We start from the raw sequence: 13,648 nt of genomic DNA on the forward strand, positions 1-13,648 counted from the left end.
ATGACCCGCATACATGGCGCGAAAGGCGCCCGACCGCGCCCGTCCCCAGAAAAGTCCGGTCGTCCACCGACGATGCCATCCGCGTCCGGCAGATACATCGGGATGCAGCGCCGCCGAGGCTCGTCAGATCGCGTGGATGACCAAGCTAACAGCGAACACGAAGCTCGAAATTGCGACGAGCGAAAGAACATCTTTGACGATGACGATCATGACAGCACACCTTCGATATCCCGTTATGATCGGCATTTGTTCTTATTTTGTTCTAATTGTCAAGCGATCCAAGGGCCGCGATCGGTGCTCAATTTGCCAGCGTTGTCGGGATGGTTGATGGCCGACGCACCCTGCAAGGCCGCGCCCCGTCATCCTGGCACGGCTTTGATGTGAAATTCCAAGCAGGTATGCGCGCTTTGGGCCGACCACGCGAACGCGCCGCCCGTGCCGAACCATGCTCGGGACGATCGAGTTCGTGACGGATGGGTATAGTGCGGAACGAGCCGGCTTCGCGGTTCGAAGCCGAACCGTTCGGGTTTAGCCCATGTCGAGCGGGACGACCTTGCCGTTTTCGAGGGTGATCGCCCGATCCATGCGTTTGGCCAGATCGTGATTGTGGGTGGCGATCAGCGCCGCGACCCCCGACTGGCGCACCAGCGCCGTCAGCGCATCGAAGACATAGCTCGACGTCGTCGGATCGAGATTGCCCGTCGGCTCGTCGGCCAGAAGCACGTGCGGTGAATTGGCGACGGCGCGGGCGATCGCCACGCGCTGCTGCTCGCCGCCGGACAGTTCGGCGGGGCGGTGGTGGGAGCGCTTGCCGATGCGCATGTAATCCAGAAGCTCCTGGGCGCGCGAGGCCGCTTCGCCGTGCTTCAGACCCATGATCATCTGCGGCATCATGACGTTTTCGAGCGCCGAGAATTCCGGCAGGAGGTGGTGGAACTGGTAGACGAAGCCGATCGCTTGGCGGCGCATGGCCGTGCGTCGGTCGTCGCCGAGCGTTCCGCAGGCCTCGCCGCCCACATAGACCTCGCCCGTGTCCGGGCGATCCAGGAGCCCGGCGATATGGAGGAGCGTCGATTTGCCGGCCCCGGAGGGCGCGACGAGCGCCACCATTTCACCGGGGGAGATCATCATCTCGGCCTCGTCGAGGATCGTCAGGCGGTTCTCGCCCTGCTCGTAATGCCGGCCGACCGCTTCGAGGCGAAGCGCTGCTTGTTCCACCATCATTCGTACCGCAAGGCGTCGACAGGATCGAGGCGGGACGCCCGCCAGGAGGGCGGGATCGTCGCCAGGAAGGACAGTCCGATGGCCATGCACACGACGAGGATGACCTCGCCGGTCTCCACTTCCGCCGGAAGCTGGCTGAGGAAGTAGAGCTGCGGGTCGAACAGGACGACGCCAGTGATCCAGGAGAAGAATTGCCGCACGCTCTCGATGTTGAGGCAGAAGAGGACCCCGAGAAGGAAGCCTGCGAAGGTGCCGACCACGCCGATCGACGCACCGGTGATGAGAAACACCCGCATCACCGCGCCCTTGGTCGCGCCCATCGTTCTCAGGATGGCGATGTCCCGCCCCTTGTCCTTCACCAGCATGAACAGGCCGGAGATGATGTTCAGCGCCGCGACCAGGACGATCAGCGTCAGGATGATGAACATCACATTCCGCTCGACGGTGAGCGCCGAGAAGAAGCTCTCATTCTGCTTCTGCCAGGTCACCGTGTAGATCGGGCGACCAGCGGCATCGGCGATATCGGCCTGCATTTCGGCCACCTGATCGGGATCGTTGACGAAGATCTCGATCGACTGGACCTGGTCCTCCTGGTTGAAATAGAGCTGCGCCTCGGCAAGCGGCATGTAGACGTAAGCCGCATCGTATTCCGACAGGCCGATCTCGAAGATCGCGCTGACGGGATAGGCCTTCACACGCGGCGTGGTGCCGAGAGGCGTCACGTCGCCCTCGGGCGAGACCAGCGTGATCTGATCGCCGAGCCTCAGACCCAGCGACTGGGCCAGGCGGCTTCCGATGGCCACCCCCTCACCCTCGTCGAAACCCTTGAGCGATCCGAGGGTGATGTTGTCGGCGACGGGATCGAGATTCTGCAGATCGGCCTCACGCACGCCCTTGACCAGCGCGCCGCTTGAAGACGTGGCAGGACCGGAGGCGAGAACCTGCCCCTGGACCAGCGGCATGACGAAATCGACGCCGGACACCCGGACCACGCGTTTGGCCACCTCGTCATAGTCGGTCAGAGGCTGGTCGATCGGAGAGAGAATCACGTGGCCGTTGACCCCGAGGATGCGTGTAAGGAGTTCCGCCCGGAATCCGTTCATCACCGACATGACGATGATCAGCGCCGCCACGCCCAGCATGATGCCGACGAAGGAAAAGCCGGCGATCACCGAGACGCCGGCGTCCCGGCGCCGCGAGCGCAGGTAGCGCCCCGCGATCATCCATTCGAAGCGCGAGAACGGTTTGGTCGACCCGGCGCCCCGCCCGTTCTCGGCGACGGAAGTCTCGCTCATGCCTGCACCCGCGTCACGACGGAGGCGAGCGGGATCGTCTCACGCTCCCCACTCGCGCGGATCTTGATCTCGGCCTCGCCTGCCTTGGCGCCGCGCGGCCCGACGATGACCTGCATCGGCAAGCCGATCAGATCCATGGTCGCGAATTTGGCACCGGCGCGCGTATCCTGGTCGTCATAGAGAACATCCAGCCCGGCCCTGCCCATCTCGGCGTAAAGCTGTTCGCAAGCCGCATCGCATTCCGCATCGCCGGGCTTCATGTTGATCAGACCGACATCGAAGGGCGCGATGGATTTCGGCCAGATGATGCCGTTCTCGTCATGGGACGCTTCGATGGTCGCGGCGACGAGACGGCTCGGGCCGATGCCGTAGGAGCCCATGTGAACGGGGGTTTCCTTGCCGTCCGGCCCGGTGACCACCGCATTCATGGCGCTCGAATACTTGGTCCCGAAATAGAAGATGTGGCCGACCTCGATGCCGCGGGCCGCGACCTTGTCGTCTTCCGGCAGCGCGTCCCAGGTGGCTGTATCGTGCATCTCGTCCGTCGCTGCATAAGGCGTCGTCCAGCGGTCGACGATCGCGGCCAGCGAGACCGCATCGGAAAAGTCGATCCCCTCGCCCGGAACCTCGAGATCGAGGAAATCGCGATGGCAGAAGACCTCGCTCTCGCCGGTCGAGGCGAGAATGATGAACTCATGGCTGAGATTGCCGCCGATCGGTCCGGTCTCGGCGCGCATCGGAATCGCCTTCAGACCGCAGCGCGCGAAGGTCCGCAGATAGGAGACGAACATGCGGTGATAGGCGGTCTGCGCCGCCTCGAAGTCGAGATCGAAGGAATAGGCGTCCTTCATTAGGAATTCGCGCGAGCGCATGACGCCGAAGCGCGGCCGCACCTCATCGCGGAATTTCCACTGGATGTGGTAGAGGTTGAGCGGCAGATCCTTGTAGGAGCGCACATAGGACCGGAAGATGTCGGTGATCATCTCCTCGTTCGTGGGACCATAGAGCAGATCCCGCTCGTGGCGATCCTCGATCCGCAGCATCTCCTTGCCATAGGCGTCGTAGCGCCCGCTCTCCCGCCAGAGATCGGCGGACTGGATCGTCGGCATCAGAAGCTCGATCGCGCCGGAGCGGTTCTGCTCTTCACGGATGATGTTGCACACCTTGTCCAGCACCCGCTTGCCGAGCGGCAGGAAGGAATAGATGCCCGCCGACTGCTGGCGGATCATGCCCGCGCGCAGCATCAGCCGATGCGAGACGATCTCCGCCTCTTTCGGATTCTCCTTGAGAATGGGAAGAAAAAACCGCGACAGACGCATGGCGGGTCCGATCTGGAACGTCGAGTGAATCTCTGTTTGCGCTGAACCGCCTCTTAAACGGTCGGTCCGGGGTTGAAAAGATCGCAAGTCGGTGTGGCGCAACCCGAAATGCCGCTGATCCGGCGATGAGACATGAAATTCGTCACGAAGAATGTCAGGGCGTAAAATTTCACGTGACAAGACTGTGCCACGCGGCTAACGTTTGGTCGCATAAAAACCGTGCCGTTCAAGGTACGAAATTAAGCGGTCTAGTCTTGGGAGGACGTGATTTCTGGCGCGGCCGATACGCCGCAGCCCCGGCAAAGCCGGCAGGAAATCCAGGCACGCGAATTCGAATGCAAGGCGAAAGCCTTGCATTTTTTTTGGGCAATTATCCTTGCTGCCCACTCTTCCAGCACAATAGTTCTTCTGAAAGTTCGCGTGATCACAGGCGTGAAACACGACAAACTTCCTTGGCTGCCGAAGTCGAGCCAGAGAGGCCAGATTGCCAAGGGGCAGTGGCTTGCTCAGGTGCCGGGGATGAAATGCGGCAGATCGTCCGGTCCGAGGCCATAGACCTGCGTGACGACGTAGAAGCACGCAAAGACCACCGTGGCGAGAATGGTCGTCACGATCAGCTTTCGCCCCATACGGTGTTCCGCCGGCGCACTTGAGGTCGTGCCGAGGATCACTTCCTCGGATTCAAGCTGCGAGCGATGGCCGAAAGGCAGCACGACGAAGAGCGTCGTCCACCAGATGATGAAATAGATGGCGAGCGCCGAGATGATTCCCATCCGCACCTCCTGTCGTTATCCTGAGCCACCGGCCTCCGCCTGACCCAACGATCGTCGCCTTGAGCCTTGATTCCCGTGCCGGAAGGGCCGCTCAGACCTGTTCGAGTTCCGTGAGCGTCCCGTGCACGTCACCCGGGTGCAGGAACAGCACCGGCTTGCCATGGGCGCCGATCTTCGGTTCGCCGTCACCCAGGACACGTGCGCCCGTGGCGACGAGCCGGTCCCGCGCGGCGATGATGTCGGGCACTTCATAGCACAGATGGTGCATGCCGCCCTTCGGGTTCTTTTCGAGAAACGCCGCGATCGGCGACGTCGCGCCCAGAGGCTCCAACAGCTCGATCTTGGTGTTGTCGAGTTCCACGAACACCACCGTCACACCATGCTCGGGCAGGCTCTGCGGCGCCGTCACGCTAGCTCCGAGCTTCGTGCGATAGGTCTCGGCCGCCGCCGCCAGATCGGGCACCGCCAGAGCGACATGATTCAACCGGCCGAGCATGAGCGGACGCCTTCCCTGAAACTTGATTTTCGACACTGACCAAAACATGCTCGGAAAGGCAACAGCTTCCCGGTTCATACGCTCGGCACGAATGATCAAACTCTACGGATTCGGCCCGGGTCTCGGGCTGCCGGACCTCAGCCCTTTCGTGATCAAGGCCATGATCCTCCTGGAGATGGCCGGGCTTCCCTTCGAGGTCAAGACGGGCCTTGGCGGAGTCCGCAAGGCGCCGAAGCGCAAGCTCCCCTTCATCGAGGACGACGGAAAGGTGGTGGCCGACAGCCGCTTCATCCTCTCCTATCTCGAGCGACGATACGGCGCAGACTTCAGCGGCGGATATGACGAGGCGACGCTTGCGGTCGGCCTGATGGCCGAGCGCATGCTCGAAGAATCGAGCTATTTCCTCGCTCTCGAACGACGCTGGATCAGGCCCGATGGATGGGCCGTGCTGGAAGAGACGGCATTTAGCCGGCTGCCCCGTCCGATGCGTGCGATCTTTCCGCCGCTGGTCCGCCGCAGCGTGCGGAAATCCCTGGAGGGGCAAGGCACCGGCCGGCTGACGGAGTCCGAAAACGACGCGCTTGCCGCCGAGAACGGCCGCGCTCTGGCGCTGCTTCTCGCGGACAAGCCCTATCTTCTGGGCGATCGTCCCTGCCGCTCGGACGCAACGGCGCTCGCCTTCATCCTCGCTGGGAGCTGCGATGCCTTTCCCGGCGCGATCCGCGACTCCATCGTCAACGAGCCGAACGTCCTCGCCTATCGCGACCGGCTCCGGGCTCAGTACCTGCAGGGATCGGCGAGAACGGAGTCCTCCGGCTGACGCCGGCAGTTACGGGCTCGAGACGAACACCGTCACGATCGGCTTCTTGCCCCAGGCATCGGCCGCGGCGAAACGGACCGCCCGGCGCACGGCCTCGCGCACTGTATCGGGGTCCTTGCGGCGCTTCGGCGGAATGCTTTCCACGGCATCGGCCGCAGCGTCGACGAGGATGTCCTCCATGTCGTCGCCCTCATCGTCGGCTTCCGGAATGCCGAGAGCGACGATTTCGGGATCGTCCCGGAGCGTGAACTTGGCCGTCAGTTCCACATGCACCGCGATGTGCCCGACGAAGGACAGGCGCCGCCGTTCGACGATTCCCGTCTCCTCGACCGTACCCAGGAGACGACCGTCCTTGTAGATGCGGCCGACGGGCACTTGATCGACAATTTCCGCATCGCCGGGCCACAGCCTCACCATATCGCCGTTGCGGGCGGGAACCACCGATTTGACGCCTGCTTCCTTCGCGAGCGCCGCATGGGCCACCAGATGGGCCGGTTCGCCATGGGCCGGCACCGCGATCGACGGACGCACCCATTCATACATGTCCCGCATCTCGCTACGGCGGGGATGACCGGACACGTGCACCAGCGCCTCGTTGTCCTCCAACACCCGAACACCGCGATCGATGAGGGCGTTCTTGATCTCGATGATCCCCTTTTCGTTGCCGGGGATCGAGCGGGAGGAAAAGATCACCATGTCGCCCTTGGAGAGGCTGACGGCAGGATGCTCGTCGCGGGCGAGCCGGGCCAGAGCGGCCCGCGGCTCACCCTGGCTGCCGGTCAGGATGATCACCGCCTTTTCCGGCGGAATGTAGCCGAAATCCTGTTCGGACAGGAAGGATGGGATGCCCTCCAGATAGCCGAGCTCGTCCGACACATCGATGACGCGCCGCATCGACCGGCCCATCAGCAGGACCTGCCGTCCGGCATCGCGGGCGGCGATCGCGACGGAGCGGATGCGGCCGACATTGGACGAAAACGTCGTGACCGCGACGCGGCCCGGCGCTTCGGTGATGATCTTGGCGAGCGAGGCGGAGACCTCGCGTTCGCTCGGACTGATGCCGTCGCGCATGGCGTTGGTGGAGTCGGCGATCATCGCCAGAACCCCCTCCTCGCCGATCTCGCGCAGCCGCCGCTCGTCCGTCGGCGCGCCGAGGACCGGCGTCGCGTCGATCTTCCAGTCGCCCGTGTGAAGAACGGTTCCCGCCTCCGTGCGGATCGCGAGCGCCACGGGCTCCGGGATGGAGTGGGTAACGTTGATCGCCTCGATCTCGAAGGAGCCGATCTTGAAGCGATCCCCGGCCTTGAAGATCTCGACCGGAATCTCCGGCGCTTCCGGCTCACCCTCCCGCTTGGCGGCCAGAAGGTTGGCCGTAAAGGCCGTAGCGTAGACCGGCGCCTTCAGACGCGGCCACAGATCGAGCAGAGCGCCGTAATGATCCTCATGGGCATGGGTGATGACGATGCCCTTCACCGAGAGGCGGTTCTCCTCGATGAAGCGGATGTCCGGCAGAACGAGGTCGACACCCGGGATTTCCGGCCCGGCGAAGGACACGCCGCAATCGACCACGATCCATTCGCGATCGCTTTCGGGCCCGAAGCCATAGAGCGCGAAATTCATCCCGATTTCGCCGAGGCCGCCAAGCGGACAGAACACGAGCTCGCTCTTGTTGCTGTTTTTCATCAAGCTCTTGCTTTCCCGTCACGAGAGCAAAAAGCGATCAAAGGGAATCGCCATTTCGCTCCAAGTCTTTGTTTCAACGCAAGACGTTGTCCGAAACGTCAGCGACTTTTCAGCATCATGCTCTGGCCGAAGCGACGCCGCCGAAATGGACGTCGCCCGCCGCAATTCGTGTCGCCTGCCCGTTCGGCTCCCGTATCACCAATTGGCACTCGGCATCGATCGTTTCAAACACGCCCCGAACGATCCGCCCGCCGAGATCAACGGCCACCTCGCCACCGATACCCGCAGCACGTTCCAGCCAGCGGTCCCGGATCGCGGCAAGGCCGCGACCGCTGTCCCAAAGGCCGATATTGTCCATCCAGGCGTCGCTCAAGGCGAAGAACAGATCGCCCGCATCGCACGCGGTGCCCAGCGCGCGCAGGCTGGTCGCCGGATAGGGCGTCCCGACCGGATGCTCGGCGACATTCACTCCAATGCCAATCGCGACCGCAAAGTCGTTCGGCCCGGCCGCGCTCGTCTCGAGCAGGATACCGGAGAGCTTGGCCCCGTCGGCGAGTACGTCGTTCGGCCATTTCAGCGCGAAACGCCCGCCTTTCGCGACATCCCCGCCATCCGGTCCGATCGCGACCGAGTTCTGCGGCAGCAGGGCTTCGAGCGCATCTCCGAGCGCAAGCGCGGCGACGAAACCGAGCGAGGCAGCGGCCGAAAGCGGGACGTCGGGCTTGAGCAGCAGCGTCGCGGCAAGATTGCCGGGCTGGCCGTCCCAGGGGCGGCCACGCCGTCCGCGCCCGCCGGTCTGATGGCCCGTCACGAGCCAGAGCCGACCCGTGTCACCGGAGGAAGCCCGCCCCAATGCCTCGGCGTTGGTCGAGCCGATCGCGTCGAAGGTTTCGAGCCGGTATCCCGCTGCGATCGCGGTGGGGGAAAGAGCGAAACCGGCCGCCACTGTCAGAAGAAGGTCTTTGCCGCTGCCTCTGCCGCCGCGAAGATCGGTCCGCCGACGAAAAGGTAGACCGGGAAGACGAACAGGCCGGCGCACCACAGCACAGCCTTGAGCTCGATCGCCATCGGCACGAACTCTTCCGCCGGCTCATCGAACCACATCACCTTGACGATGCGCAGATAGTAGTAGAGCCCGACCACGCTCGCCAGAACACCGATGATCGCGAGCGGCCAGAGATCGGCACGCACGGCGGCCATGAAGACGAAATACTTGCCGATGAAGCCGGCGAGCGGCGGAAGCCCGGCCAGCGACAGCATCATGATCGTCAGGAACAGCGCCATCGCCGGATTGGTCCGCGACAGGCCCGCGAGATCGTCGATCTCTTCGACCATGCCCTCGCGGCGGCGCATGGCGAGGATCACCGCGAAGGTGCCGAGCGTCATCGCCAGATAGATCGCCATGTAGAGAAGAACGCCGCGCACACCTTCGACATTCGCCGCCGCCAGCCCGACCAGCGCGTAACCCATATGGGCGATGGAGGAATAGGCCATCAGCCGCTTGATGTTCTTCTGGCCGATGGCGGCAAAGGCGCCGAAGACCATCGAGGCGATCGAGATGAAGACGATCACCTGCTGCCAGTCGGCCGCCAGCGGCTCGAAACCCTGAACGGTGAAGCGGGTGATCAGCGCCATGGCGGCGACCTTCGGCGCACCGGCCAGGAATGCCGTGATCGGCGTGGGGGCGCCCTCATAGACGTCCGGCGTCCACATATGGAACGGCACGGCGGAGATCTTGAACGCGAGACCGGCCAAGACGAAGACGATGCCGACCACGAGGCCGAGCGAGCGCTCGCCGTCGGCCACCGCTGCGGCGATGGCCGTGAACTCGATCTGGCCCGTAAAGCCGTAGACCATCGAGGCGCCGTAGAGCAGCATGCCCGACGAGAGCGCGCCGAGGACGAAATATTTGAGTCCCGCCTCGGTCGAGCGCACCGAATCCCGGTTGATCGCCGCCAGCACGTAGATCGCCAGCGACTGCAGTTCGAGGCCGAGATAGAGCGCGATCATGTCACCGGCGGAAACCATGACCATCATGCCGGTGGTCGACAGGATGACGAGCACCGGGAACTCGAAGCGGTTGAAGCGCTCGCTCTCGGCAAAGCCGACCGACATGATGACGGCTGCCGCCGAGCCGATCAGCACCAGAACCTTCATGAAGCGCGCGAACGGATCGACCACGAAGGAGCCGCCGAAACCGATTCCCATGGGCGTGATCAGGATCAGCCAGAGCGCCGCAATGATGATCAGAGCGACCGAAAGCCCCGTCACGGTCTGCGAGCTCTTCTCGCCCATGAAGACGCCGATCATCAGAAGGATCATCGCGCCGACCGACATGATCAGTTCGGGCGCGGCGATCGAAAGGCTGCTGGCGAGGATATCCGTCATCACAGAGGGGCCTTTAGAGAAATTCCTGAAGCCTTCGGAAGATTTCCCGTCGCTAAGAGATCACCGACGGGACAGGCAATGGGTTTTAAAGTCCGAGGGCGGCCACGCCGCCCCGGGAGATTAGTGAAGCACCGCCACAGCGCCGCTTCCGGCGGCATCGAGCGCAGCAGTGTAACTGTTGACCAGCGCCTCGACCGAGGCGGCGGTGATGTCGAAGACCGGCATCGGATAGACGCCGAAGAAAATGACCAGCACGACCAGCGGATAGAGAAGCAGCTTCTCGCGACCGGTCAGATCCATGATCGAGCGCAGGCTCTCCTTCTCCAGCGCGCCGAAGATCACCCGGCGATAGAGCCACAGCGCGTAGCCCGCTGACAGGATCACGCCGGTCGTCGCGAAGATCGCCACCCAGGTATTGACCTGGAAGACGGCGATCAGCGTCAGAAACTCGCCGACGAAACCACTCGTGCCCGGAAGGCCCACATTCGCCATGGTGAAGATCAGCATCACGACCGCATAATGCGGCATCCGGTTCACCAGACCGCCATAGGCCGCGATCTCGCGGGTGTGCATCCGGTCGTAGACGACGCCGACGCAAAGGAACAACGCGCCGGAGACGAGACCGTGCGAGAGCATCTGGAAGATCGCGCCCTGCACGCCCTGCTCGTTGGCGGCGAAGATGCCCATGGTCACGAAGCCCATATGGGCGACCGAGGAATAGGCGATCAGCTTCTTGATGTCCTCCTGCATCAGCGCGACCAGCGAGGTGTAGATGATCGCCACCACGGAAAGCGCGAAGATCAACGGCGCGAAGTCGGCCGAGGCCAGCGGGAACATCGGCAGCGAGAAGCGCAGGAAGCCATAGCCGCCGAGCTTCAGGAGGATGCCCGCCAGGATCACGGAGCCTGCCGTCGGGGCCTCCACGTGGGCGTCCGGCAGCCAGGTATGGACCGGCCACATGGGCATCTTCACGGCAAAGGAAGCCAGGAAGGCGAACCACAGCCAAGGCTGCATGGTGGCCGGGAAGTCGTGCTGCAAGAGCTCCGGAATGGCAGTCGTGCCAGCGTCCCAATACATCGCCATGATGGCGATGAGCATCAGCACCGAGCCCAGGAAGGTATAGAGGAAGAACTTGTAGCTCGCGTAGATCCGCCGCTTGCCGCCCCAGACGCCGATGATCAGGAACATCGGGATCAGGCCGCCCTCGAAGAAGATGTAGAAGAGCACGAGGTCGAGCGCGCAGAACACGCCGATGACCAGCGTCTCCAGCACGAGGAAGGCGATCATGTACTCCTTCACGCGCGTCTTCACAGACTCGAAGCTCGCGAGAATACAGATCGGCATGAGGAAGGTGGTCAGGATGACAAACAGCATCGAGATGCCGTCAACACCCATGTGGTAGGTGATGCCGGTGCCCAGCCATTCGAAGCGCTCGACCATCTGAAAATCGGCGGTCGAGGAATCGAAATCGACCCACACCCAGAGCGACAGAATGAAGGTGAATACCGTCGTCAGCAGCGCGACGTTGCGCACGTTGCGCCGCGCGAGTTCATTGTCATCCTTGATGAAAAGGATCAGAATCGCGCCGACCAGCGGGAGAAAGGTGACGGTCGAAAGGATCGGCCAGTCGGTCATCAGTTGGCTCCCCCGAGCATCGTCCAGGTGACCAGCGCGGCAACGCCGATCAGCATCGCGAAGGCATAGTGGTACAAATATCCGCTCTGCAGCCGAACGACCCGGCCGGTGACGTCGAGCACGCGCGCCGAAACCCCATCCGGTCCGAGCCCGTCGATGACCTTGCCGTCACCCGTCTTCCAGAGGAAGCGTCCGATCGCCTGCGCCGGGCGCACGAAGATGAACTCGTAAAGCTCGTCGAAGTACCACTTGTTGAGCAGGAACGTGTAGAGCCCGCGATGGCGCTTCGCCGTGTCCTTCGCCAGGTGCGGCGAGCGGATGTAGAAGAAGTAGGCGGTGACGAAGCCGATGGCCATCATCACGGTCGGGATGAACGCGATCCAGAACGGCGTCTCGTGCAGATCGTGCAGGACGTGGTTGTCCGCTCCGGTGAACAGCGCCGAATGCCAGAACTCGTCATAGGCCTCGCCGATGAAAGAGCCTTCGAACAGCAGGCCTGCCAGAAGCGCGCCCGCCGCGAGGACGTAGAGCGGGATCAACATGACCTGCGGTGACTCGTGCACGTGATGCATCACGTCGGCAGACGCCCGCGGCTTGCCGTGGAAGGTGAGGAAGATCAGGCGCCAGGAATAGAAGCTCGTCAGCAGCGCCGAGATCACCGTCAGACCCCAGCCGTAAAGAGCGAAGGAATTGTGCCCGGCATAGGCCGCCTCGATGACAGCATCCTTCGAGAAGTACCCGGCGGTGAAGGGAAAGCCGGTCAGCGCCAGCGTGCCGATCACCATCATCCAGTAGGTGATGGGAATGTGGTTCTTCAGACCGCCCATGCGCCGCATGTCCTGCTCGTCGGAGACCGCGTGAATGACGGAGCCGGCGCCGAGGAACAGAAGCGCCTTGAAGAAGGCGTGGGTGAAGAGGTGGAAGATCGCCACGGAATAGGCGCCGACGCCGAGCGCCACGAACATGTAGCCGAGCTGCGAGCAGGTCGAGTAGGCGATGACGCGTTTGATGTCGTTCTGGACGAGACCGACAGTGGCGGCAAAGAACGCCGTCGTCGCGCCAATGAACGTGACGAAGGTGAGCGCGGTGTGGCTGAGCTCGAAGATCGGCGACATGCGCGCCAGCATGAAAACGCCGGCGGTGACCATGGTCGCAGCATGGATGAGCGCGGAGACGGGCGTCGGGCCTTCCATGGCGTCGGGCAGCCAGGTGTGAAGGCCGAGTTGGGCGGACTTACCCATAGCGCCCATGAAGAGGAGCAGGCAGACCGCGGTGAGCGCCCCACCCATGGTCAGCGCATAGCCCGCAAAATTCATGACGATGTCGCCCGCGCCATGAGCGGCGGCTTCCGCGCCCTCTGCCGCCGCGTGGGCACCCTCGCCACCCATGGTGGCCGCCACATCGGCGGCACCGGCAAAGATCGTGTCGAGATTGACCGAACCGAACAGCACGAAGACGCCGAAGATGCCGAGCGCAAAGCCGAAGTCGCCAACGCGGTTGACGACGAAGGCCTTCATCGCCGCGGCATTGGCCGAGGGCTTCTTGTACCAGAATCCGATCAGGAGATAGGAGGCGAGACCGACGCCTTCCCAGCCGAAGAACATCTGGACGAGATTGTTCGACGTCACCAGCATCAGCATGGCAAAGGTGAAGAGCGAGAGATAGGCGAAGAAGCGCGGACGATGCGGATCGTGGTGCATGTAGCCGATCGAGTAGACATGCACGAGCGCGGAGACGGTGTTGACCACGACCAGCATCACCAGGGTCAGCCGGTCGATCCGCAGAGACCACGAGACATCCAGCCCGCCGGACTGCATCCAGTGCAGGAGCGAGATCCGCATGGTCTCGCCTTCCCCGAAGCCGAAGCTCAGGAAGCCGATCCAGGACAGGATGGCAGCCAGCACCATGAAGCCGGAGGTCGTGTATTCGGCGGCCTTGGCTCCGATCGACTTGCCGAACAGCCCGGCGATCAGGAAGCCTGCCAGCGGCAGGAGGACGATGATCGGATACACCGC

The 13,648-nt window shown here is 63.2% G+C and carries 11 protein-coding genes; 1 reads left to right on the forward strand and 10 read right to left on the reverse strand.

Features of this window, described 5'->3' with window-relative positions; genetic code table 11:
- Positions 1 to 528: 528 nt before the first annotated feature.
- From MF134_RS20490 to mce, 5 genes are all read right to left on the reverse strand, one after another.
- Complete coding sequence (locus MF134_RS20490) at positions 529 to 1,221, reverse strand: ABC transporter ATP-binding protein (protein WP_255341271.1); 693 nt, start codon at positions 1,219 to 1,221, stop codon at positions 529 to 531.
- On the reverse strand, positions 1,221 to 2,519 hold the full coding sequence (locus MF134_RS20495) for a lipoprotein-releasing ABC transporter permease subunit (RefSeq protein WP_255341272.1): 1,299 nt from the start codon (positions 2,517 to 2,519) through the stop codon (positions 1,221 to 1,223). The genes MF134_RS20490 and MF134_RS20495 overlap by 1 nt, the downstream gene beginning before the upstream one ends.
- Positions 2,516 to 3,838 (reverse strand): proline--tRNA ligase, encoded by a 1,323-nt coding sequence (proS, locus tag MF134_RS20500; RefSeq protein WP_255341273.1) that lies wholly within the window; start codon positions 3,836 to 3,838, stop codon positions 2,516 to 2,518. Before proS ends, MF134_RS20495 begins: the two co-directional genes overlap by 4 nt.
- Before the next feature lie 506 nt (positions 3,839 to 4,344).
- Positions 4,345 to 4,611, reverse strand: a complete 267-nt coding sequence (locus MF134_RS20505; protein ID WP_255341274.1) for a DUF1467 family protein — start codon at positions 4,609 to 4,611, stop codon at positions 4,345 to 4,347.
- Positions 4,612 to 4,702: 91 nt separating this feature from the next.
- Positions 4,703 to 5,107, reverse strand: coding sequence for a methylmalonyl-CoA epimerase (mce, locus tag MF134_RS20510; protein WP_255341275.1), 405 nt, complete (start codon positions 5,105 to 5,107; stop codon positions 4,703 to 4,705).
- A 91-nt stretch (positions 5,108 to 5,198) separates the two neighbouring features.
- Between mce and MF134_RS20515 the strand changes: the two genes are divergently transcribed.
- Entirely contained in the window at positions 5,199 to 5,927 is a 729-nt protein-coding gene (locus tag MF134_RS20515) for a glutathione S-transferase family protein (protein WP_255341276.1), read from the forward strand.
- A gap of 9 nt (positions 5,928 to 5,936) precedes the next feature.
- On the opposite strand, the gene MF134_RS20520 is transcribed toward MF134_RS20515, so the two are convergent.
- From MF134_RS20520 to nuoL, 5 genes are all read right to left on the reverse strand, one after another.
- Positions 5,937 to 7,610 carry a ribonuclease J gene (locus MF134_RS20520; RefSeq protein WP_255341277.1) on the reverse strand — a complete coding sequence of 558 codons (1,674 nt, stop codon included), beginning with the start codon at positions 7,608 to 7,610 and terminating at the stop codon, positions 5,937 to 5,939.
- 115 nt (positions 7,611 to 7,725) lie between these two features.
- The gene (locus MF134_RS20525) at positions 7,726 to 8,556 is read right to left on the reverse strand and encodes a biotin--[acetyl-CoA-carboxylase] ligase (RefSeq protein ID WP_255341278.1); all 831 of its coding nucleotides are present in this window, start codon (positions 8,554 to 8,556) and stop codon (positions 7,726 to 7,728) included.
- A gap of 2 nt (positions 8,557 to 8,558) precedes the next feature.
- Entirely contained in the window at positions 8,559 to 9,998 is a 1,440-nt protein-coding gene (nuoN, locus tag MF134_RS20530) for an NADH-quinone oxidoreductase subunit NuoN (protein WP_304363837.1), read from the reverse strand.
- A gap of 120 nt (positions 9,999 to 10,118) precedes the next feature.
- The gene (locus MF134_RS20535) at positions 10,119 to 11,633 is read right to left on the reverse strand and encodes an NADH-quinone oxidoreductase subunit M (protein WP_255341280.1); all 1,515 of its coding nucleotides are present in this window, start codon (positions 11,631 to 11,633) and stop codon (positions 10,119 to 10,121) included.
- Positions 11,633 to 13,645 carry an NADH-quinone oxidoreductase subunit L gene (gene nuoL / locus MF134_RS20540; RefSeq protein WP_255341281.1) on the reverse strand — a complete coding sequence of 671 codons (2,013 nt, stop codon included), beginning with the start codon at positions 13,643 to 13,645 and terminating at the stop codon, positions 11,633 to 11,635. The genes MF134_RS20535 and nuoL overlap by 1 nt, the downstream gene beginning before the upstream one ends.
- Positions 13,646 to 13,648 lie beyond the last annotated feature (3 nt).

It is taken from the genome of Jiella marina (genome assembly GCF_024359545.1).
GTDB lineage: Bacteria > Pseudomonadota > Alphaproteobacteria > Rhizobiales > Rhizobiaceae > Jiella.